This is a genomic window from Vibrio vulnificus CMCP6 (assembly GCF_000039765.1).
In the GTDB taxonomy this organism is placed as follows: domain Bacteria; phylum Pseudomonadota; class Gammaproteobacteria; order Enterobacterales; family Vibrionaceae; genus Vibrio; species Vibrio vulnificus_B.
The window spans coordinates 2,974,165-2,995,422 of record NC_004459.3; the positions used below are offsets into that span (position 1 = coordinate 2,974,165).

The following is a 21,258-nucleotide window of genomic DNA, read 5'->3' on the forward strand; positions in this document are numbered from 1 at the left end:
CCCAATGAAAAAAAGCCACTGCACATAATGTGAGTGGCTTCATTGCATTCTTGTCGGTAGGGGTACTCAAAGACCCCGTTATTTACCCAACGCTTCTTTGTAGTGTTGACGACAGACTGACACGTAACGATCGTTCCCCCCAATCGCCACTTGGTCACCTTCTTTAATCGCCTTACCGTGCTCGTCGGTGCGGATAACCATGTTGGCTTTGCGTCCACAATGACAAATGGTTTTTAGCTCGACCAATTTATCAGCCCAAGAAAGGAGGTATTTGCTGCCTTCAAACAGCTCACCTAGAAAATCCGTACGAAGTCCGTAACACAATACAGGAATGTGCAGCTTATCGACCACTTCCGTTAACTGATACACTTGCTCTTTCGATAAGAATTGGCACTCATCCACCAAAATACAATGGCGTTTCTCCACTTCATTCAGAGCAGCGATCTCTTGATAGAGATTGGTGTCTGCTTTAAACAATTGCGCTTCGGCTTGCAAACCAATTCGTGAACTGACTTTACCAATACCATAGCGATCATCTAAAGCCGCGGTAAAAATAACGGGCGTCATACCACGCTCTTGATAGTTGAAAGAAGACTGAAGAAGAGTCGTTGATTTACCCGCGTTCATCGCTGAGTAATAGAAATACATCTGAGCCACAGAGCACTACCTAAGTAAAATTGGAAAATGTAAAAATATAAAGAAAAGGGCTGAATCAACAGCCCTTTAAAAAGATGCAATTACTTGCGACGCCACGTTGTTCCTTCAGGGCCATCTTCAAGTACGATACCCATTTCGTTCAGCTTATCGCGCGCCATATCCGCGTTTGCCCAATCTTTCGCCGCACGAGAATCGTTACGCAGTTTGATCAGCGCTTCAATTTCTGCCACTTCATCATCATTGCCCGCGTCACCTTTCAAAAACGCGTCTGGATCTTGATGAAGAATGCCGATCACGTCAGCAAGCTCACGCATCAAGGCACCTAAAGCACTGGCGTTGGCCAGATCTTCCGTTTTCAATCGGTTGATCTCACGCGCCATATCAAACAACACGGAATAGGCTTCCGGCGTGTTGAAATCGTCGTTCATTGCTGCGGTAAAGCGTGACACATACTCTTCACCACCTGCTGGCGCAGCCGAGAAATCCAAACCACGCAGAGAAGTGTATAGGCGCTCTAGTGACGCGCGAGCTTGGTTGAGATTTTCTTCGCTGTAGTTAAGCTGGCTGCGGTAGTGACCCGACATTAGGAAGTAACGTACGGTTTCCGCATCATAGTGACCTAACACATCGCGAATAGTGAAGAAGTTACCTAGAGACTTAGACATCTTCTCTTTGTCGACCATCACCATACCGCTGTGCATCCAAGTATTTACATACTGAGTGTCATGGGCACAGCAAGACTGAGCAATTTCGTTTTCGTGGTGAGGGAACTGAAGATCAGAGCCACCGCCGTGAATATCAAAATGATTACCAAGAATGGACGAGTTCATTGCCGAACATTCGATGTGCCAACCAGGACGACCTGGCCCCCATGGTGATTCCCATGTAGGCTCACCCGGCTTGGACATTTTCCAAAGTACGAAATCCAGAGGACAGCGTTTTGCTGTTTCTACATCGACGCGCGCGCCCGCTTGAAGCTGGTCAAGGTCTTGCTTAGAAAGCTTACCGTATTCGTCAAATTTATTGACTTCAAACATCACATCACCGTTGTCGGCGACATACGCAAAACCACGTTCAATCAGTCTTTCAACTAACTCAATGATTTCTTGAATGTATTGCGTTGCGCGCGGTTCCACATCTGGGCGCTTCATGTTTAGCGCATCGAAGTCAGCGTGCATTTCACCGATCAAACGTTCGGTCAATGAATCACAGGTTTCACCGTTTTCCGCCGCACGTTTGATGATTTTGTCATCGATATCGGTAATGTTGCGCACAAACGTCAGATCGTAACCTAAATAGCGCAAGTAACGAGATACGACGTCAAAAGAGACAAATGTACGGCCATGACCGATGTGACAGAGATCGTAAATGGTAACTCCACAGACATACATACCGACTTTACCGGCTGTGATTGGTTTGAATTCCTCTTTCTGTCTTGTCAGTGTGTTATATATCTTCAACATGATCTCTATCTGTATATTGATTGAACTAAAATGAATCGGCAGTATACCAACTACATTGTTTTTAGGTAATAACAATTCCGCTGAAAAACGATAATCGGCTAAACTTCCAACACAAAAGCGTAATTTGCTTAGTCCTTCGTTTTGCATGAGCCTTAACTTAGGCTAGAATTCTGACTTTAAACAAAACAGCACAAAGGAAAACAGCATGATCACCCTTCACACAAATTTTGGTGACATCAAGATTGAGCTAAATGCAGAAAAAGCACCAGAAACGAGCGCAAACTTTCTTCAATACTGCCGCGAAGGTTTTTACGACAACACCATTTTCCACCGTGTTATCGATGGTTTTATGATCCAAGGCGGTGGTATGGAGTCTGGTCTACGTGAGAAACCAACTCGCACGCCAATCAAAAACGAAGCGAACAACGGCCTAAGCAACAAAGTCGGTTCTATCGCGATGGCTCGTACTATGGACCCACACTCTGCTAGCTCACAGTTTTTCATTAACGTAAACAACAACACATTTCTAGACTTCCGTAGCGAAAGCCTAGACGGTTGGGGTTACTGCGTGTTCGGTGAAGTTGTTGAAGGTATGGACGTGGTTAACAAAATCAAAGGCGTTAGCACAGGTTCTTACGGCATGCACCAAGACGTACCACTAGAAGAAGTGGTGATCACTGGCGCAACCATCGAAGAGTAATATTACTCATCACCTTTTGAGATAGGTTTATGGGGAGGCTTAGCCTCCCCCTTGTTTCTATGACAACACTTTTTATTTCTGATTTACATCTTACTCCTTCTCGCACAGACATCACCGAGTGCTTTGTGCAATTTATGCGTAACGAAGCCGTGAACGCGGAAGCACTGTATGTGTTGGGTGACCTGTTCGAATTTTGGATCGGTGATGAAGATTGCACTCCCTTCGCCGAACGCATTCGCAACGAATTTAAAGCACTGACCACATCAGGTGTTCCCGTTTATTTTATTCAAGGCAATCGCGACTTCTTATTAGGTCAACGATTCTGTCGTGAAACGGGAATAACACTCTTAGACGATGTCTGCACCATCGACCTTTATGGCGAAAAAGTGGTGATCCTTCACGGTGATACTCTATGCATTGACGATTTAAAATATCAAGAGTTTCGCAAAACGGTGCACCAGCGATGGCTGCAATGGATCTTCAAACGGATTCCTTGGTTTATTAAGAAACGAATCGTTGCCAAAGTACAGTCTGGCGTTCGTGATGATAAGCAACATAAGTCGCTCGAGATCATGGACGTGAACCAGCAAGAAGTCGCTCAAGTCATGTCTCAGTTTTGCGTCAAGTTGATGATTCATGGTCATACTCATCGCCCTAATATTCATCACTTCGAACACGATAATCTCCCGTTAACACGCATTGTGTTAGGCGATTGGTATTCCCAAGGCTCTGTTTTAAAAGTTACTGCCGATGGATATTCGTTAGAACAACGCCCTTTTTTTACTGAGTGAATTATTACTACAACATCGCTAGCAAACTGTAACAATCGACATAGATCTTTTGGAAAAAGTCGCTATCATCAAATCTAAAGCACTTTAACAGAACAGAGTTCAGCAAATTGAAGTATTCCTACGTTGCCAGACAACCCATTCTTGATCAAAACAGAAAAACCATTGGTTATGAATTGCTGTTTCGCGATGGTCCAAAAAATACCTTCCCCGAAGTTGAACCAGAGTTAGCGACCAGTCGCTTGCTCTCTGATCATTTCCTTTCCACTCACTACAGTACGCTTGGAAACAAACTCGGTTTTGTGAACTTTCCATACCAGAGCCTCATCAACTTGGTACCAACGCTCTTTCCAAAAGAGAGCTTGGTGATTGAGATCCTGGAAGATTGTGAGCCAACCGATGAGCTCTACGAAGCCATTATCAAACTTCACAAAGCGGGCTACCACATCGCATTGGATGATTTCGTTCCTAATCGCGCGTGGAAACGCTTCTTGCCTTATATCCATATCATTAAGTTTGATATTCGCATCGTTCCTATTGAAAAAGCCGCTCAGTTTATTGCCTCACTACGTAAACTGAAAATCAAATTTTTGGCTGAAAAAGTCGAAACTTACCAAGAATTTGAACAAGCGATCAAAGCTGGATTTGATTATTTTCAAGGGTACTTCTTTAGCCGCCCTGAAATGATTCAAAAGAGAAGAATTAACCCGTCTTTTTTAACGGTCGTTCAGCTGTGTAAAGAGATTGCAGATGAGCCCATCGATTTTAATGAAGTGGAACGTCTATTTTCTATTGATGTCACGCTTTCCTATAAGTTGATGACTTACGTAAACTCAGGCTACACCCTTACGGCAAAGATAAAGTCTTTCCGCCAAGCTTTGATCTATTTGGGTGAGGAAAAACTGCGCCGATTTATTTCACTGGTCGCGGTGGCGTCCGTTCACGAAGATAAACCAGACTCACTCTATTCGTTAGCCGTTCAACGCGCGCGAGCTTGTGAACTGCTATTAGGGCATATGTCGTCCAAGTACGATCCTGGACAAGCTTTCCTGACCGGGCTTTTTTCTCTGCTTGATTCGTTGCTAGACCAGCCTCTCGGTGACATTATCGAAGACATTCCTGTTGATGAAGAGATCAAACTGGCACTCAGCGAGCGCTCTGGCCAACTTGGGATGATACTGTCCACCATCACCGCTTATGAACAAGCAAATTGGGAGCTGGCGAGTCAGTATCAGCAACAGCTGGGGATCTCCGAACATCAGTTGTGTATGGCCTATAGTAAAGCAACCGAGTGGACACAAGAATTGCTGTCGCAGACACCGTAACTCGTTATAATGACAAACAACCCCACAACAGTGGGGTTGTTTGTTTTATCGCTTTATTTGCTGAGATTTCAATTTATGGCTGCTTCTTGTCCTTGCGGATCAAACCGTACCTATGCTCTGTGTTGTAAAATTGCCCATAAGCATCACGCCAATGTGATCACACCGGAACAACTGATGCGTTCTCGTTACAGTGCCCACGTATTGGGATTGGTCGATTACGTTGTGAATACCTACCACCCAAGCTGCCATGCCGAAGAACAGCGCGAAGGCATCGCGGAATCCATTGAGAATGATTGGTGCAAGCTTGAAGTGGTTAAAGCAGAAGTAGGCAGCAACGAGAATGAAGGCTTTGTTGAGTTCAACGCTTACTTTGATGAAGACGGTAAACGCTACTGTATGACCGAACGCTCTCGCTTTGTGAAAGAAGACGGGCTTTGGTATTACATTGATGGCACTTTTCCTGAAGACGAGCCGGAGCCAGATCCGCGTTTAAATCAATCTGTAAGTAGCTTGAAAGTGGGCCGCAACGATCCGTGTATCTGTGGCAGCGGTAAGAAATTTAAGAAATGTTGTGGGTAAGAGCCAAGGGAAAACAAGGTTCTAGGTTCTAGGTTCTAGGTTCTAGGTTCTAGGTTCTAGGTTCTAGGTTCTAGGTTCTAGGTTCTAGGTTCTAAAAAACCTTAAATCTTTCCTTTCCGTAAGTAAAGCGCCCTGAATTCCATAACTCTTTCTAAAAAACGAAGTGCGCAGAGTCCCTGCGCACTCTCTACTAGGGCCCTAATCCCTATCAACCTTGACCTTGTCTCTATCTTACTTATGACGCTCTTTAAGCTTATTGATAACGTCATTCATCGATAGGCCTTGGTCTTGCAGCAATACCAGCAAGTGGTAAATCAAGTCTGCCGATTCACACACTAACTCCGCCTTATCGCCCGACGTCGCCGCAAGCGCGACTTCAACGCCTTCTTCGCCCACTTTCTGCGAAATACGCTTGGTACCACGAGCATACAGACTGGCAGTATAAGAGGAATCTGGACCGGCACTCTTGCGGGCAGCCAGTAGCTGCTCAAGTTGATGAAGCCACACCATTTGTGATTCTTCCTGTGGATCACCATCCCAGCAAGTGGTCGTGCCCGTATGACACGTCGGCCCAATTGGGTTGACTTTCACTAACAGTGTGTCGTTATCACAATCCAACGACATGTTCACCAATTGCAGTACGTTACCTGACGTTTCCCCTTTGGTCCAAAGACGTTCTTTGGTACGAGAGAAAAACGTTACTTGGCCAGTTTCACCCGTTTTCACCAAGGCTTCTTGGTTCATGTAACCCATCATCAGCACTTGGCTCGATTGGAAATCTTGTACGATGGCAGGTACCAGACCGTCCACCTTCTCCCAGTTGATTCGCTCAGCGAGCGAGCTGACTTCGGCGGTTTTAAAACTCATAGTCGTACCTCAATGCCTTGTTGCTTTAAATACTGCTTTAATTCACCAATATTGATGACTTGTTTGTGAAACACCGATGCTGCCAGCGCACCGTCCACATTGGCTTTTTGGTACGCTTCCGCGAAGTGCTCCATGGCACCGGCACCACCAGAGGCAATCAATGGCACCTTACACACTTCGCGTACCATATTCAGTTGTTCGATATCGTAACCGTTACGTACGCCGTCTTGGTTCATCATGTTCAATACAATTTCACCAGCGCCGCGTTTTTGTACTTCTTGCACCCAATCACGTGTTTCCCATTGGGTCGCTTTGGTGCGTTCTTCGTCACCAGTAAACTGATAAACCTGATACTTACCGGTCTCTTTGTCGTAGTATGAATCGATACCAACGACGATACATTGCACACCAAACTTATCGGCAAGGTCAGTAATCAGCTGCGGGTTAGCCAGCGCTGGCGAGTTGATAGAGACTTTGTCTGCGCCAAACTCAAGAATGCGCGCTGCGTCTTCTGCTGACTTAATGCCACCAGCGACACAGAACGGAATATCAATCACTTCTGCAACGCGAGAAACCCAACTTTTATCGACGACACGACCATCACTTGAAGCGGTAATGTCATAGAATACAAGCTCGTCAGCGCCTTCTTCCGCATAGCGTTTAGCAAGAGGAACGATATCACCAATGATTTCATGGTTACGAAACTGAACGCCCTTCACCACTTGTCCATCACGAACATCAAGACATGGAATTATTCGCTTTGCCAGCATGCAAATGCCTCCTCTGCTGTGAACTTGCCATCTAACAGTGCACGACCAACAATCACGCCAGCCACACCGCTGCCTTTTAGTGCTTCGATATCCGTTAATGAGCCGATGCCGCCTGAAGATTGGAACTGCACTTGTGGGTACTGCTTACATAGGTCGACATAAAGCTCGACGTTTGAGCCTTCTAGCGTACCGTCACGAGAAATGTCCGTACACAGCACGTGCTGTAGACCTACCGTTAGGTAATCGTTGATCAGCGCTTCAATGGTCACGCCTGAATCTTCTTGCCAGCCAGAAATCGCCACTTTACGTGTGCCGTCTTGGTCGATGTTGATGTCTAGCGCGAGAACGATTTTCTCCGCGCCATATTTTTCCATCCAACCTTTCACAAGCTCTGGCTGTTTTACTGCGGTCGAACCAACAACGACACGTTGAGCACCAGCTTCTAACAGATCAATCACGTCTTGCTCTGTACGCACACCACCACCGATTTGGATGTTCGCTGGCGTACTTGCTAATAGCTTTGCAATCAAATCAAGTTGACGCGCTGTTGTGTCTTTCGCGCCAGTTAAATCCACTAAGTGCAGCCAGTTGGCACCTGCTTGGTGGTACAAGTTGAACTGCTCTGCTGGGTCAACTTTGTATTCGGTGACCTGGCCGTAATCACCTTGATAAAGGCGAACCACCTGTCCTTCAATTAAATCAAGAGCTGGAATAATCACACTAAATCCCTTTTATAATTCTAAGAAGTTTTGAATAAGCTTCGCGCCCGCTTTTGAAGAACGCTCTGGATGGAACTGCACACCGTAGTAGTTACCACTTTGTACTGCCGCTGTGAACGAGTTGCCGTATTCACATTCAGCAATGGTGTAGTCCCCAACTGGCATTGCAAAACTGTGCACGAAGTAGAAGTACTCACCTTCTTCAATACCTTTGAACAGTGGGTTACCTGCTTTTGCAGACACCGTGTTCCAACCCATATGCGGCAGCGGTAAGTCGCCAGTTTGTAGCAGTTTCACTTCACCGTCACAAAGTCCAAGACACTCAACTAACTCGTCGGCTTTCTGCCCTTTCTCTTGAGATACTTTGCCCAACAGTTGCATGCCTAAACAGATACCGAGCAGCGGCTTCTCTACCTGTTTTACCAAGCTGATCAGATCGCGCTCTTCTAGGTTCTTCATCGCTTCACTGGCGGTGCCCACCCCCGGTAGAAATAGCTTGTCAGCCGACAATACCACTTGTGGATCTTTTGAAATCGTCACGTCATAGCCTAGGCGTTCAATGGCAAACTTCACCGAAGAAACGTTGGCACAGCCAGTATCGATAATGACAACTTTCTGTTCTGTCACTGTTTTTCTCCTTGCTTACGCTCGTCTTACAGCACGCCTTTACTACTTGGTAGCTCAGTGCCTTCTACTTTGATTGCTTGGCGCAGAGTACGACCAAACGCTTTGAATAGACTTTCAATGATGTGGTGATCATTGTTGCCCGCAGAAGAAAGGTGCAGCGTACACGCTAGGGTATCCGTCAAAGAACGGAAGAAGTGAACCACCATCTCAGTGGATAAGTCACCGACCTGCTCACGGCTGAACTGCGCGTCAAACTTAAGGTAAGGACGACCAGATAGGTCTAGTGCACATTGTGCCAAGCACTCGTCCATTGGCAGGCTGAAGCCAAAGCGGCCAATACCACGCTTGTCACCCAGTGCTTCTTTCAATGCTTGCCCCAGCGCGAGAGCGGTATCTTCTACCGTGTGGTGATCATCAATATGCAAGTCACCTTCCACTTTGCACACCATCTGGAAGCCACCGTGAGTGGCGATTTGATCTAACATGTGGTCGAAGAAACCAAGACCGGTTGATATCGCGTTACCGCCTTGTTCATCAAGATTAACGAATACTTTGATGTCCGTTTCTTTCGTGGTGCGAACCACTTCAGCAACACGCGCTTTCACCGTCAGATCTTTCAGGATCCGTTTCCAACCCATGATTTCTGGGTTGTATTGAATGCCACGAATGGCCATGTTCTCTGCAAGTTGAAGATCGGTTTGACGATCGCCAATCACGAACGAGTTCTGGAAATCCACTTTACCCGCTTGAAGGTACTCTTTTACTAAGCCCAATTTCGGTTTGCGACAAGAGCAATTGTCTTTTTCAAAGTGAGGACAGATCAGAACATCATCAAATTTCACACCTTGAGATTCAAAGATCTCCATCATCATATTGTGTGGAGCATCAAAATCTTCTTGCGGATAGCTGTCTGTTCCAAGGCCGTCTTGGTTGGTGACCATCACTAGACGGTATCCTGCATCTTGTAACGACAACAGGCTTGGGATAACAAATGGCTCTAGTTTTAGCTTATCTAAACGGTCTACTTGAAAATCGACAGGTGGTTCCACGATCAAAGTGCCGTCACGGTCGATAAAAAGGATTTTTTGTTGTTTGCTCACTCGAACTTCCTTATTGCTATTCTTTTGGCGCTCTCGCTGTTTAGCGAGTGCAATTCATTCTTTCTCTACTTATGAGTAGTAGTTTCTAATGAAACCCAGAGTTTTCTCACACTCATCTCGGCTGCCAACACTGATTCTTACGCAATCTTTGATTGGCGAGTTTCGCAAGATGATGCCGGACTCCCAAGCCGCCTTAAATAGCTCGTCGCCATTAGGGAATTTCACCAGCAGATAATTGCCCCACCCTTCAAACACCTCTAAACCTGCGATCATTGATAATCCCACTTGCAAATAGGCACGGTTTGCATTGAGGTCGAGCACTTGGAACTTGGCACGAGCCAACCCTGCTTCTGACAATGCTTGTGTCGCAATTTCCGCGACAGGCACTGGTACCGGATATGGCGCGATAACTTTTAGAAGTACATTAATCAACTCTTCATTCGCAAGTGTGAATCCACAACGCAAGCCAGCTAATGCAAAGGCTTTCGACAAAGTACGCAAAATCGCAAGGTTCGAGTACTGCGCAAGTAAATCGACGGTTGAGGCCTCTGGACAAAAATCGATATACGCTTCATCCATCACAACGATGGCTCTGTCTTTTGTCATCTCTAGCAAGGCGATGATGTCTTCTCGCTTCACTAAGTTGCCTGTTGGATTGTTTGGTGAACAAACAAAGACCAATTTAACCTTGTCCAAATTGGCTTCAATACCTGAAAGGTCTAATTGCCAATCCTCTGTTAGCGGTACGGTTTTACGCTCAACGCCAATGGTTTCAGCGCTCACAGAATACATGCCATACGTAGGAGGACAGTAAAGAATGGCATCTTCATTTGTTTCGCAGAAAGCGCGAATCAGCAATTCGATACCCTCATCCGCGCCACGCGAAGTAAGAGTTTGTTCTGGTTTAACACCTGCATAGGCAGCGTAGGCTGCAATCAATGCTTTCGGCTGACAATCACTGTAACGGTTCAAGCGCGCAAAGTTTGTGCGGTATTCATTGTCAAATGGTGATTCATTGGCATTCAACCAAACATCGCCGGTTCCACCGATACGGCGCGCCGAAAGGTAAGGAGTCAGTTTCTGTACACTTTTTCGAGCAAGTTTTTCCATTTTCTCTCTCTCCTTATCCACGTGCATTCAGCTTTTCGACACGAATGGTCACCGCACGTTTGTGCGCATCCAACCCTTCCGCTTCTGCCATTGTAACAACCGTAGGTGCCAGTGTTTTTAAACCTTCAGCCGATAGTTCTTGAATCGTCATACGTTTTGAAAAATCAGCCAAACCTAAACTTGAATACGTACGGGTGTACCCATACGTCGGCAATACGTGGTTGGTTCCTGACGCATAATCACCCGCCGATTCAGGCGACCAATCACCCAAGAAAATGGAACCTGCGTTATCCAGCAATGGCAACAACTCTCGAGGATTTTTGGTTTGAACAATTAAATGCTCTGGACCGTAATAATTTGAAATAGAAACCGCTTGGGTCAAGGAGTCAGCAATAATAATCAAGCTCGACGCTAGTGCTTTTTCAGCAATTGAGGCACGCGATAATTGCTTCAACTGTTTCTGCACAGCATCCGTTACTTGATCTGCAATCAATACTGATGGAGTCACCAAAACCACTTGAGAGTCTGGTCCGTGCTCAGCTTGGCTAAGTAAATCGGCGGCGATAAAATCGGCATCTGCAGTTTCATCAGCAATCACCAACACTTCTGATGGCCCAGCGGGCATATCAATAGCGGCACCACGAAAATCATTGCTCACTTGGCGTTTTGCTTCTGTGACATACGCGTTGCCAGGACCAAATATTTTATCCACCTTAGTGACACTTTCTGTCCCATAAGCCATCGCCGCTACCGCTTGCCCACCACCGACATTGTAAACTTCATCTATATTACAAAGCTTTGCCACATAGAGAATTTCATCGGCAATCGGTGGCGGTGAACATAAAACCACTTTACGGCAACCCGCGATTTGCGCAGGAACACCCAACATCAATACCGTTGAAGGCAGCGGTGCACTGCCACCAGGAATGTATAAACCCACTTTTTGTATCGGGCGAGTGACTTGTTCACACACCACACCCGGTTGTGTTTCGACTTTAATTGGCGTCGGTTTCTGGGCATTGTGGAACTTCGCGATATTGGCGTAAGCCTGCTCAAGCGCTTGCTTCATTTTTGCAGTTAAGCGAGCAGAAGCCTCCTCGATTTCTTGTTCAGTCACTCGAATCGATTCTGGTTTAACGCGATCAAACTTTTCCGTCAGTTCGAACAGCGCCGCATCGCCTTCTGCTCTGACTTTCGCAATCACTTCTGCTACTGCAGCGGTAATATTCGCACCTTCTGTTATCGCTGGACGTTCCAAAATAGCGTCTTGTTGCGTCTCACTAAGAGATTGCCAAACAACCGTTCTCATGAGCCTTACTCCATCATTTTTTCAATTGGTAGAACAAGAATAGAGCTCGCGCCAAGTTCTTTGAGCTGTTCCATCGTTTCCCAGAATAGGTTTTCTGTACTCACCAAGTGGACGGCCACTCGTTGTTTCTCTGCAGACAGTGGTAACACGGTTGGATCTTCCGCCCCAGGCAACAGTGCTTTGATCTGTTCTAGCTTATCAACTGGAGCATGTAGCATGATGTATTTGGATTCTTTGGCTTGCTGAACGCCTTGCATACGCGTTAACAGCTTCTCGATAAGCGCTTGCTTGTCTTGGGCAAACTCACCTGAACGTTGAATAAGTGTTGCTTTCGATTGGAAAATAACCTCAGCCTCTTTTAGGCCATTGGCTTCAAGTGTTGCGCCTGTTGAAACCAAATCAGCGATTGCGTCCGCCAAACCAGCACGAGGCGCAACTTCAACAGAGCCTGTCAGCATACAGGTTGAGAAAGGCACACCTTGTCGATCCATATACGCTTTGAGCAGTTGTGGGTAAGTCGTCGCAATACGTTTCCCAGCAAGATCTTGAGGGCCATTGTATTTTTCATCTTTATCAATCGCGATGGACAAACGACATCCACCAAAATCTAGACGACTCAAGGTTTCAAATTGACAAGCATCACCAGTGGCTTTGCGCTCTAGACGCACTTCTTCCAGCACGTTTTCACCGATAAAACCAAGGTCAACAACGCCATCCATGATCAGCCCTGGGATGTCATCATCACGAACTAATAACAGATCAATTGGCATATTTTCTGAGTGCACGACTAAACGCTCACCCATAATATTGAATTTAACGCCACACTTTTTTAAGAGCCCTTGGCACTCTTCACTCAGTCGGCCTTTTTTCTGAATTGCAATTCTTAAGCGTTGTGTTTGCATGACATTGTCCCTGTGCTTCAATTTGAAAATGATGAAAGTGAAAACTAAAAAACCCTCGAGAGATGTTGGTCTCCCGAGGGTTTAAAATCTGAATTTGATGATTTTCACCTCCGGGAGTTTCCTATCTCCCGGGTATGCGTACATCTCCCGAAAGACTAGACTGGGTGATGATGGTGATGAATGTTCATTACAAAATTACGCATACTTATATAGGCTCTTAGCTTGATTGCTTCGTTGATAACCACACTAACTAAGCTTCCCTTATTTTGCAACACTTTATTTAAAAAAATATCAATTTGTATAAGACAAATAAAAAGGGTAGACGAAGCCACCCTTTCAAAGTTCATATAAATGAAGACGTTACGCTTGTTGGCAAGACTCAATCTTTGCTTTTGACAACCAAGAGAGGATTGCACAAACGATGATGAATGCCATGGTTGCAGCCGCTAGTGAGAACATAACGGAAGCGGTCATACCCAATACAACGAAACCAATACAAGAAACCAACGCCACTGCAAGTGCATAAGGTAACTGAGTCGCTACGTGGTCAATATGATGACAACGAGCGCCCGTTGAAGAAAGAATCGTCGTATCAGAAATCGGTGAACAGTGATCACCAAAAACAGAACCAGCTAATACTGCACTTAGCATAGGAAGCATAAGAGCGATATCTGTCGCACCCGCCATATCACCCGCGATAGGTAGCATAATACCAAACGTGCCCCACGATGTTCCGGTAGAAAACGCCATCAAACCAGAAAGCAGGAATAGAATCACAGGTAGCCAATGAGGGTTAATATTGCCTTGTGCCATGGTAGACAAGTAGCTACCCGTTTTCATGTCGCCAATAACCGAACCGATAGTCCAAGCGAAAATCAGAATAAGGATTGCACCAAACATCGATTTAGCACCGATCCATAAAGTGCGAGCAATTTCTGCAACTGGAAGACCTTGTTTGAACACGGTGAACAAGGCCACAGCCAAACCAACCAGACCACCATAAATAAGCGATGTACCTACGTTGGTATTTTCGAATGCACCAAGCAAGTCAAAAGCTTTACCATCCGCCGCAAGTGCTTGGCCACCGGTATAGAGCATTGAAGCGACCGTTGCAATAATCAAAGCAATGATCGGCATAACAAGATCGGTCACTTTACCTTTATCGCTTTCACGGATATCAAGCTCTTCGTCAATTTCATGCGCTTCTTTTAGGTCAGTATCAGCGTCATTGTCAAAGCCACGACCTTGTGAGGCAGCAATTTCATGTTCACGCATTTTACCAATGTCTAAACCAAACCAAGCGACCGCAAACACCATTAACAAGGCGAAAATCGCGTAGAAGTTCATCGGTACTAAACGTAGATATGCGCCTAATGCGGAATATTCAGTGATGCCATGTGACACCAAAATACCGCCGATAATGGTCATGATGTACGCACCCCAACTCGATGCAGGCATCACCACACACATTGGTGCTGCTGTTGAGTCTAGAATATAAGCAAGTTTGGCGCGTGAAACATAAAAGCGGTCCGTTACTGGGCGAGAAATCGCACCCACAGCTAGGCTATTGAAATAGTCGTCTACAAAAATGAATACGCCTAAAAACGCTGCTAGTAATTTCGAACCTCGCTTACTTTTCACTCGAGTCTGTGCCCATTCAGCAAAAGCTCGAGTGCCTCCAGAAAGAGTCAGTAGAGCGGTGGTCATGCCCAATAACAACAAGAAACCAACAATACTCATATTCCAAGTATTGATGCCACCATCTTCAATAAAAACAGCTGAAACTTTATCTGTAATATAAGCTGCCGCAGAGCCTACCGAATAATCATTCAGTAACACTGCACCTAGAAGAATACCGACACCAAGCGATACAAGCACTTTACGCGTTAAAATGGCTAGCGTCAGTGCCACTATCGGCGGTAAAAGTGAAATGGGAGATGTAGCAAAATCTATTAAATTCATGATCTTCAAAAACCAAAGTTTGGCTAGAGATCTACTGCAGACAAAGTAAACAGGATGTCCGTTACTTATGTTGAACTAAGCGACAGGGAAGTGAACACTTCACCCAACCTACAGTAGCGCTCCATAGTTATACATTAAATACTATGGCAGTGTTGTTCCTTTCGGATGCAACCCCAGCAAACTGCTTTGATATGCAATTCACTTCGGCAATGGATACCTTTCACTATTATTCATTGGCATCACCCCAATAATAGTTACTCTTTACCATTGCGCCTCTACGTCGATAACAAATTCTTAACTATCTGCCGATTAAAAAAACAACAAATAATCTAATTTATCGCATCAGGTAGCGGCTATTGTACTCATGACGCTCCTCATTGCAACAGATCTGTCTTAAGTTGATTAAATTTGAAAAATCAATATGAGACAGGTTTTCTATTGCCGTTTCATTAATCCATTCTCTTTGCATCATGATACTAATAATAGAAAAAATGAGATCACAAACCACTTTCCATTGAACCATTTTGTTATAAAGCCATCTAATCATTCGTAAAATATTTTTGAGATAGCTTTTTGTTCAGTGAAGGAATTGCTTCTACAACTTTCGTCTGTCTTAGAAATTTTATAATCATTCTTTTTTAATTTTTTTACTTTTAATATTGCTTATATTGTATTGCGCGTTAATATTAGCATCGTAAGAATTAATCTAGTTTGTTTAATTTAATTCTCGGTATTATTATTAGACAATCGACTTAGCGAATATATAGGAAAGGTTATGTCTGAACTAACAAAAACTCTGTTGAACATTCGCAGCCTACGTGCGTTTTCTCGTGAACTTACTCTTGAGCAATTAGAAGAAGCTCTAGATAAATTGACAACTGTTGTTGCAGAGCGTCAAGAAGCGGAAGCAGAAGAACGTGCAGCGAAAGCTGAACAAGAAGCGAAACTAGCGGCTATCGCAGAACAAATTGCTAAAGATGGTATCGATGTCGAAGCACTAATCAGCGCACTTGCTGGCGAAACTAAAGTGAAGAGCAAAGGTAAACGTGCTCCTCGCCCAGCGAAATACAAGTACGTTGACACCAATGGTGAAGAAAAAACTTGGACTGGTCAAGGTCGTACACCTTCTGCAATCCAAGCTCAATTAGATGCGGGTAAATCTCTAGAAGATTTCGAAATCTAATACATTTTAGATATCAGTAAAAAGGCTCCTTTCGGAGCCTTTTTATTATCTTTCCCAATACGCTTCTTCTAAGCTATCTTCGCGTTCAGGTAAGCCACGAGATAGGCGCGGAGAATGTTGTACCAACACTTCATAACTGGCGCGGTTAGCATACTTACACACTTGAGAAAAAGATGAGTATGTCAAAAACTCATACACGTGCTTACTTGAGTTTGGCACGTTTTCTTTGTGATATTTGTTTGCCGCCATATCGTGCAGTACCGCTGAAAGTGCAGCATCACCTGCCCCATTGGTATTTTTAATTTTCTCAGGACCGCCCATATACGGTGAAATATGTGAATAGACTTTAATCGGGTTTTCACAAGATGCTTTTTTCGTTGGACGACTAAATTCATAACGATTGAATTCAGCAATGCAGCCTGGAAGTAACGGTAGAGATGTTTCACGCTTCGCGCTGTCTTCTGTATAACCGGCCATAAATAGACCAAGCGGACCCGCAGTACAAAGTACCATGTCTGCCCAATCCAGTGTTTTATCTGAAGCGGCTAAAGGATCGGACTCCCCAGTCAATGCTTCGGCTTCATCTTCATTCATCGCAACTACCGTCACATTATCACGAATAAATTCTTGCCAGAAGGTTGGGTCATCTTGAATCACAAATTTAGTGCCAAGCGTCAAAACAACAGGTACATCGTATTTTTTTGCGTACTCGATGGCTTTCATCGTCGCATCAGGCATTGGATCACCTTCTTTACAACGAATCAAATAAGCGGTGAGCACCAAAGCTGAGGCTTTTTTAAAGATCTTTTCCGGAATATTATCTGGATGAAGTTGGTTCATTTGACCTTCACTAATCGCAAAAGTGCGTTCACCATCTTCGGTAATCAACGCGAAACAGCGACCAATCGCGCCATCGACACCTTGCAGATAATTAAGATCCATACGGCTTGATGTGTTACATAAGTAACGGTATCCGTAACTACCAATCTTAATATCTTGACTCATCACGCCCAATAATGTCGAACGATCATCTGCGAGCACTGAGTAATTGTGCAGCGTATTGCCAATCGTACCGCCAGCGTATTCGTTGGTAATCAGATTTTCTTGCTTTAACTGCTGATATAGCGCTTCTGCCGTCACATCGTCAATAACCAGCGAGTGCCCTTTACTCAAACCGTATTTTTCAATCATTTCCGACGTCACTCTCGCTTCGATATCCACCAAAGTTTGATCAATACCGATAATATGAGTACGCGTCATTTTCTTGCTTTCCTGCGCCTGACTCACTAATGGGTCACGTGCATGTACGGGAAAATAGTGTTTTGATTTGCGCTGTCCGGGAAATTTCATAGTGTTTGTCTGAGTACGGGGTTAAAAGAAGTGCGGATTCTAACTCGCACTCCCATAGGCGGCAATAAAGGCAATTATAGCAAACGTTTGCTACGTACTTTTTATTTTGCGAGGCGCTATTCACCTTCCATAAAGCTTAAATCTGGCAGGCAATCCAAGTTTTCGCTGTAACGTTTTAAATTGAACTCGCCGTCATTTTTCATCACGTCGAAAATCTCAATTGACATTGCACACGCCATCATCGCCACCGCATCTTCACGAGGCGTGCCTGTCATCATTAGGCGCATCAACGTTTCTTTGACCTTGATTGGATTTCCATCTTCAAGTTGATTTTCAATGATCTCGATAAGATCCGCCTCTTGCATAAATTGCATTTCGTCAGTCATGATGTTTACTCATTAGGATTTTTTCCAACTATGCCACATTCCCACTCAGAGCTCGCGCGGAATTTCTTTTCGCTTGTCCTTTTGCTGAAAAAAGCAGCGAAAACGAATTGTGATTGCGATCTCGGATCTGTCACCCGTTTCTGCTTTCTGTTAGAATTCGCCTCCAGTTAATTTTAGTGGTGTTGAGTAATGTCTGATAACAGCCAAAAGAAAGTCATCGTTGGTATGTCTGGCGGTGTAGATTCATCGGTTTCTGCCTATCTTCTAAAACAGCAAGGCTATCAAGTTGAAGGCCTATTTATGAAGAACTGGGAAGAAGATGATGATTCTGAGTATTGTACTGCGGCAGAAGATCTCGCCGACGCTCAGGCTGTTTGTGACAAACTTGGCATTCACCTACATAAGATCAACTTTGCTTCAGAATATTGGGACAATGTATTCGAATATTTCCTTGCCGAATACAAGGCGGGCCGTACCCCTAACCCAGACATCCTTTGTAACAAAGAAATTAAGTTCAAAGCGTTTTTAGAATTTGCCGACGAAGTACTTGATGCCGATTACATCGCGATGGGCCATTATGTCCGTCGTTCTTTCCCTGAAAATGGTGAAAAGCCACAGATGCTGCGTGGTTTAGACGGCAATAAAGATCAGAGCTACTTCCTCTACACGCTAAGTCACGAACAAGTGGCACGTAGCCTCTTCCCTGTTGGCGACCTGGAAAAGCCAGAAGTTCGTCGCATTGCGGAAGAACAAGGTCTGATTACCGCGAAAAAGAAAGATTCTACCGGTATCTGTTTTATCGGCGAACGTAAGTTCACCGATTTTCTAAGCCGCTACTTACCAGCTCAACCGGGTAATATTGAGTCGCCAGAAGGCGAAGTGCTTGGTCAACACCAGGGTTTGATGTACCACACGCTAGGCCAACGTAAAGGCCTACATATTGGTGGCCGTAAAGGCGGTGGCGGTAACGAAGAACCATGGTTTGTTGCAGAAAAAGACCTTAAGCGCAATGTGTTGATTGCCGTTCAAGGACAAGATCACCCGATGCTGAAGTCCGAAGGCCTAATTGCTTCTCAGCTTCATTGGGTAGAACGTGAGCCAATTCGCGATGTGGTGAAATGCACGGTGAAAACTCGTTACCGTCAACAAGATATTCCTTGTACAATCATCCCTATTGATGACGAAAACATTAAAGTAATTTTCGATGAACCTGAGATCGCAGTGACCCCAGGTCAATCCGCTGTTTTCTACCAAGGTGATGTTTGTCTTGGTGGTGGTATCATCGAGAAACGCATTAAATATACTCAAGCTTAGGAGTCGTTACGTGGCGAATACACTTTATGACCGTACCATTGCTTTTGCTGGCATGTGCCAAGCTGTGGCATTAGTTCAGCAAATCGCGAGAAACGGACATTGTGATCAAGATGCCTTTGAAACTTCTATTAAAGCAATTTTGAATACCAATCCAGCCAACACACTTGATGTGTTTGGCAATGAGTCACAACTCAAACTGGGTTTGGAATGCTTAGTAAAAGGGATTGATAGTACCCCCACTGGTAGCGAAGTGACTCGCTACCTCATCAGTTTGATGGCGTTAGAGCGCAAACTGATGGGCAGGAATGATGCGATGTCACAACTTGGCGATCGTATTCAGATGGTACAAAGACAGACGGAACACTATGATCTTTTTGAAGAACAGATGATCAGCAATGTGGCCAGTATCTACCTCGATGTTATCAGCCCTATCGGCCCTCGAATCCAAGTGACAGGTACGCCGACGGTATTACAACAAACATCGAATCAACACAAAGTACGTGCGTTACTCCTTTCTGGTATTCGCAGTGCCGTGCTTTGGCGTCAAGTTGGCGGTCGACGCCGCCATCTGATCTTCGGCAGAAAGAAAATGGTTGAGCAGGCGCAGATCCTGCTGGCTAGAATGTAATTCGACCATTATTAGCTCGCGCCAGACGCGAGCTAATTGTTTTGGTCAAAATCACCTTAGCGCAAACGTTTGCGCAATATTCGTGACAATTGCCACAGTTATTGGTATAAAGCTCGCGAAATTTTGAAACCCAATTCAGGAGAACATCATGGAACTGTCAGCATTGACTGCTGTTTCACCAGTAGACGGCCGTTACGGAAGCAAGACAATTGCGTTACGCGAAATTTTCAGTGAATACGGTCTACTAAAGTACCGTACTATCGTTGAAATCCGCTGGCTACAAAAGCTTGCTGCTACTGCTGAAATTGCAGAAGTGCCAGCGTTCAGCGCAGAAGCAAACCAATTCCTCGACGATCTTGCTGCTAACTTCTCTGAAGCAGACGCATTACGCATCAAAGAGATCGAGCGTACTACTAACCATGACGTTAAAGCGGTGGAATACTTCTTAAAAGAGAAAGTCGCTGACGTTCCTGAGCTTCACGCTGTTAACGAGTTCTTCCATTTTGCCTGTACTTCTGAAGACATTAATAACACCTCACACGCTTTAATGCTTAAAGAAGCACGTGAGACGGTCATTCTTCCAGAAATTCGTAACCTGATTGACGCAATCAAAGCACTTGCTGTTGAATACCGTGACATTCCTCTTCTATCTCGTACACACGGTCAGCCAGCTTCTCCATCAACAATGGGCAAAGAAATGGCAAACGTGGCGTACCGTATGGAGCGTCAATACAAGCAAATCGAAAACGTTGAAATCCTAGCGAAAATCAACGGTGCGGTAGGTAACTACAACGCACACCTTTCTGCTTACCCAGAGCTCGATTGGCACAAATTCTCTGAAGAGTTCATCACTGAATCTCTCGGTGTTACTTGGAACCCTTACACCACGCAGATCGAACCACATGACTACATCGCAGAGCTATTCGATGCTGTGGCACGTTTCAACACGATTCTGATCGACTTCGACCGTGACGTTTGGGGTTACATCGCACTAGGCCACTTCAAGCAAAAAACCATTGCTGGCGAGATCGGTTCTTCAACCATGCCACACAAAGTGAACCCAATCGACTTTGAAAACTCTGAAGGAAACCTAGGTCTTGCAAACGCAGTGTTTGGCCACCTAGCACAAAAACTGCCAATCTCTCGTTGGCAACGTGACCTGACGGACTCAACAGTTCTACGTAACCTTGGTGTGGGTGTTGGCTACGCAATCATCGCTTACACATCGACGCTTAAAGGCATCAGCAAGCTTGAAGTCAGCCGTGAAGCACTTCTTGCGGAACTAGACAAGAACTGGGAAGTACTTGCAGAGCCAGTACAAACCGTTATGCGTCGTTACGGCATTGAGAAGCCATACGAGAAGCTAAAAGAGCTGACTCGTGGTAAGCGTGTAGACGGTGAAGCAATGCGTAATTTCATCGACGGTCTTGAGCTTCCTGAGCACGAGAAAGCACGTCTAAAAGAGATGACGCCAGCAAACTACATCGGTCAAGCTATCGAGCTGACAGACAAGCTGTAA

The 21,258-nt window shown here is 45.0% G+C and carries 21 protein-coding genes, 1 riboswitch and 1 other annotated feature; of the genes, 8 read left to right on the top strand and 13 right to left on the bottom strand.

Features of this window, described 5'->3' with window-relative positions; genetic code table 11:
* Nucleotides 1-78 precede the first annotated feature (78 nt).
* The gene (locus tag VV1_RS13810; protein WP_011080727.1) at nucleotides 79-657 is read right to left on the bottom strand and encodes a thymidine kinase; all 579 of its coding nucleotides are present in this window, start codon (nucleotides 655-657) and stop codon (nucleotides 79-81) included.
* Nucleotides 658-737: 80 nt separating this feature from the next.
* Nucleotides 738-2,120, bottom strand: a complete 1,383-nt coding sequence (cysS, locus tag VV1_RS13815; protein ID WP_011080728.1) for a cysteine--tRNA ligase — start codon at nucleotides 2,118-2,120, stop codon at nucleotides 738-740.
* 205 nt (nucleotides 2,121-2,325) lie between these two features.
* Between cysS and VV1_RS13820 the strand changes: the two genes are divergently transcribed.
* From VV1_RS13820 to VV1_RS13835, 4 genes are all read left to right on the top strand, one after another.
* The gene (locus VV1_RS13820) at nucleotides 2,326-2,820 is read left to right on the top strand and encodes a peptidylprolyl isomerase (RefSeq protein WP_011080729.1); all 495 of its coding nucleotides are present in this window, start codon (nucleotides 2,326-2,328) and stop codon (nucleotides 2,818-2,820) included.
* 59 nt (nucleotides 2,821-2,879) lie between these two features.
* Entirely contained in the window at nucleotides 2,880-3,611 is a 732-nt protein-coding gene (gene lpxH, locus VV1_RS13825) for a UDP-2,3-diacylglucosamine diphosphatase (RefSeq protein WP_011080730.1), read from the top strand.
* A gap of 107 nt (nucleotides 3,612-3,718) precedes the next feature.
* On the top strand, nucleotides 3,719-4,933 hold the full coding sequence (locus tag VV1_RS13830; protein ID WP_011080731.1) for an EAL and HDOD domain-containing protein: 1,215 nt from the start codon (nucleotides 3,719-3,721) through the stop codon (nucleotides 4,931-4,933).
* A gap of 75 nt (nucleotides 4,934-5,008) precedes the next feature.
* Nucleotides 5,009-5,512 (top strand): YchJ family protein, encoded by a 504-nt coding sequence (locus VV1_RS13835; protein WP_011080732.1) that lies wholly within the window; start codon nucleotides 5,009-5,011, stop codon nucleotides 5,510-5,512.
* 231 nt (nucleotides 5,513-5,743) lie between these two features.
* Here VV1_RS13835 and hisIE read toward each other — a convergent pair whose 3' ends face one another.
* The 9 genes from hisIE to tet(35) all read right to left on the bottom strand — a co-directional run bounded on the left by hisIE (nucleotide 5,744) and on the right by tet(35) (nucleotide 14,878).
* Nucleotides 5,744-6,379 (bottom strand): bifunctional phosphoribosyl-AMP cyclohydrolase/phosphoribosyl-ATP diphosphatase HisIE, encoded by a 636-nt coding sequence (gene hisIE / locus VV1_RS13840; RefSeq protein ID WP_011080733.1) that lies wholly within the window; start codon nucleotides 6,377-6,379, stop codon nucleotides 5,744-5,746.
* Nucleotides 6,376-7,149: an imidazole glycerol phosphate synthase subunit HisF gene (hisF, locus tag VV1_RS13845; protein ID WP_011080734.1), complete on the bottom strand. Its 774-nt coding sequence runs from the start codon at nucleotides 7,147-7,149 to the stop codon at nucleotides 6,376-6,378. Before hisF ends, hisIE begins: the two co-directional genes overlap by 4 nt.
* On the bottom strand, nucleotides 7,131-7,868 hold the full coding sequence (gene hisA, locus VV1_RS13850) for a 1-(5-phosphoribosyl)-5-[(5-phosphoribosylamino)methylideneamino]imidazole-4-carboxamide isomerase (protein ID WP_011080735.1): 738 nt from the start codon (nucleotides 7,866-7,868) through the stop codon (nucleotides 7,131-7,133). The genes hisF and hisA overlap by 19 nt, the downstream gene beginning before the upstream one ends.
* 12 nt (nucleotides 7,869-7,880) lie before the next feature.
* On the bottom strand, nucleotides 7,881-8,495 hold the full coding sequence (hisH, locus tag VV1_RS13855) for an imidazole glycerol phosphate synthase subunit HisH (RefSeq protein ID WP_011080736.1): 615 nt from the start codon (nucleotides 8,493-8,495) through the stop codon (nucleotides 7,881-7,883).
* Between the two features lie 26 nt (nucleotides 8,496-8,521).
* On the bottom strand, nucleotides 8,522-9,595 hold the full coding sequence (gene hisB, locus VV1_RS13860) for a bifunctional histidinol-phosphatase/imidazoleglycerol-phosphate dehydratase HisB (protein WP_011080737.1): 1,074 nt from the start codon (nucleotides 9,593-9,595) through the stop codon (nucleotides 8,522-8,524).
* Nucleotides 9,596-9,664: 69 nt separating this feature from the next.
* Nucleotides 9,665-10,705: a histidinol-phosphate transaminase gene (gene hisC / locus VV1_RS13865; RefSeq protein ID WP_011080738.1), complete on the bottom strand. Its 1,041-nt coding sequence runs from the start codon at nucleotides 10,703-10,705 to the stop codon at nucleotides 9,665-9,667.
* Nucleotides 10,706-10,718: 13 nt separating this feature from the next.
* Nucleotides 10,719-12,014: a histidinol dehydrogenase gene (gene hisD / locus VV1_RS13870; protein WP_011080739.1), complete on the bottom strand. Its 1,296-nt coding sequence runs from the start codon at nucleotides 12,012-12,014 to the stop codon at nucleotides 10,719-10,721.
* Nucleotides 12,015-12,019: 5 nt separating this feature from the next.
* Nucleotides 12,020-12,916, bottom strand: coding sequence for an ATP phosphoribosyltransferase (gene hisG / locus VV1_RS13875; protein ID WP_011080740.1), 897 nt, complete (start codon nucleotides 12,914-12,916; stop codon nucleotides 12,020-12,022).
* 43 nt (nucleotides 12,917-12,959) lie between these two features.
* Nucleotides 12,960-13,096, bottom strand: a sequence feature (His leader region).
* A 180-nt stretch (nucleotides 13,097-13,276) separates the two neighbouring features.
* Nucleotides 13,277-14,878, bottom strand: a complete 1,602-nt coding sequence (tet(35), locus tag VV1_RS13880) for a tetracycline efflux Na+/H+ antiporter family transporter Tet(35) (protein ID WP_011080741.1) — start codon at nucleotides 14,876-14,878, stop codon at nucleotides 13,277-13,279.
* A 106-nt stretch (nucleotides 14,879-14,984) separates the two neighbouring features.
* A riboswitch (Lysine riboswitch) is annotated at nucleotides 14,985-15,164 on the bottom strand.
* Between the two features lie 489 nt (nucleotides 15,165-15,653).
* Here tet(35) and VV1_RS13885 point away from each other — a divergent pair.
* Entirely contained in the window at nucleotides 15,654-16,061 is a 408-nt protein-coding gene (locus VV1_RS13885) for an H-NS histone family protein (protein ID WP_011080742.1), read from the top strand.
* Between the two features lie 45 nt (nucleotides 16,062-16,106).
* Here the strand turns inward: VV1_RS13885 and VV1_RS13890 are convergent, their stop codons facing one another.
* A complete protein-coding gene (locus VV1_RS13890; RefSeq protein ID WP_011080743.1) occupies nucleotides 16,107-17,411 on the bottom strand; it encodes an inosine/guanosine kinase in 1,305 nt (434 codons plus the stop codon).
* A 116-nt stretch (nucleotides 17,412-17,527) separates the two neighbouring features.
* Nucleotides 17,528-17,797 (bottom strand): hypothetical protein, encoded by a 270-nt coding sequence (locus VV1_RS13895; RefSeq protein ID WP_011080744.1) that lies wholly within the window; start codon nucleotides 17,795-17,797, stop codon nucleotides 17,528-17,530.
* Nucleotides 17,798-17,986: 189 nt separating this feature from the next.
* Here VV1_RS13895 and mnmA point away from each other — a divergent pair, with 189 nt between their 5' ends.
* The 3 genes from mnmA to purB all read left to right on the top strand — a co-directional run bounded on the left by mnmA (nucleotide 17,987) and on the right by purB (nucleotide 21,258).
* Complete coding sequence (gene mnmA, locus VV1_RS13900; protein WP_011080745.1) at nucleotides 17,987-19,111, top strand: tRNA 2-thiouridine(34) synthase MnmA; 1,125 nt, start codon at nucleotides 17,987-17,989, stop codon at nucleotides 19,109-19,111.
* Nucleotides 19,112-19,121: 10 nt separating this feature from the next.
* Nucleotides 19,122-19,739: a high frequency lysogenization protein HflD gene (gene hflD, locus VV1_RS13905; RefSeq protein ID WP_011080746.1), complete on the top strand. Its 618-nt coding sequence runs from the start codon at nucleotides 19,122-19,124 to the stop codon at nucleotides 19,737-19,739.
* A gap of 148 nt (nucleotides 19,740-19,887) precedes the next feature.
* Nucleotides 19,888-21,258, top strand: a complete 1,371-nt coding sequence (gene purB / locus VV1_RS13910) for an adenylosuccinate lyase (RefSeq protein ID WP_011080747.1) — start codon at nucleotides 19,888-19,890, stop codon at nucleotides 21,256-21,258.

Coding starts and splice junctions, on each gene's coding strand:
- cysS (WP_011080728.1), bottom strand. CDS start 2,120: ATGTTGAAGATATATAACACACTGACAAGACAGAAAGAGGAATTCAAA.
- VV1_RS13820 (WP_011080729.1), top strand. CDS start 2,326: ATGATCACCCTTCACACAAATTTTGGTGACATCAAGATTGAGCTAAAT.
- lpxH (WP_011080730.1), top strand. CDS start 2,880: ATGACAACACTTTTTATTTCTGATTTACATCTTACTCCTTCTCGCACA.
- VV1_RS13835 (WP_011080732.1), top strand. CDS start 5,009: ATGGCTGCTTCTTGTCCTTGCGGATCAAACCGTACCTATGCTCTGTGT.
- hisIE (WP_011080733.1), bottom strand. CDS start 6,379: ATGAGTTTTAAAACCGCCGAAGTCAGCTCGCTCGCTGAGCGAATCAAC.
- hisF (WP_011080734.1), bottom strand. CDS start 7,149: ATGCTGGCAAAGCGAATAATTCCATGTCTTGATGTTCGTGATGGACAA.
- hisC (WP_011080738.1), bottom strand. CDS start 10,705: ATGGAAAAACTTGCTCGAAAAAGTGTACAGAAACTGACTCCTTACCTT.
- hisD (WP_011080739.1), bottom strand. CDS start 12,014: ATGAGAACGGTTGTTTGGCAATCTCTTAGTGAGACGCAACAAGACGCT.
- hisG (WP_011080740.1), bottom strand. CDS start 12,916: ATGCAAACACAACGCTTAAGAATTGCAATTCAGAAAAAAGGCCGACTG.
- VV1_RS13885 (WP_011080742.1), top strand. CDS start 15,654: ATGTCTGAACTAACAAAAACTCTGTTGAACATTCGCAGCCTACGTGCG.
- VV1_RS13890 (WP_011080743.1), bottom strand. CDS start 17,411: ATGAAATTTCCCGGACAGCGCAAATCAAAACACTATTTTCCCGTACAT.
- VV1_RS13895 (WP_011080744.1), bottom strand. CDS start 17,797: ATGACTGACGAAATGCAATTTATGCAAGAGGCGGATCTTATCGAGATC.
- mnmA (WP_011080745.1), top strand. CDS start 17,987: ATGTCTGATAACAGCCAAAAGAAAGTCATCGTTGGTATGTCTGGCGGT.
- purB (WP_011080747.1), top strand. CDS start 19,888: ATGGAACTGTCAGCATTGACTGCTGTTTCACCAGTAGACGGCCGTTAC.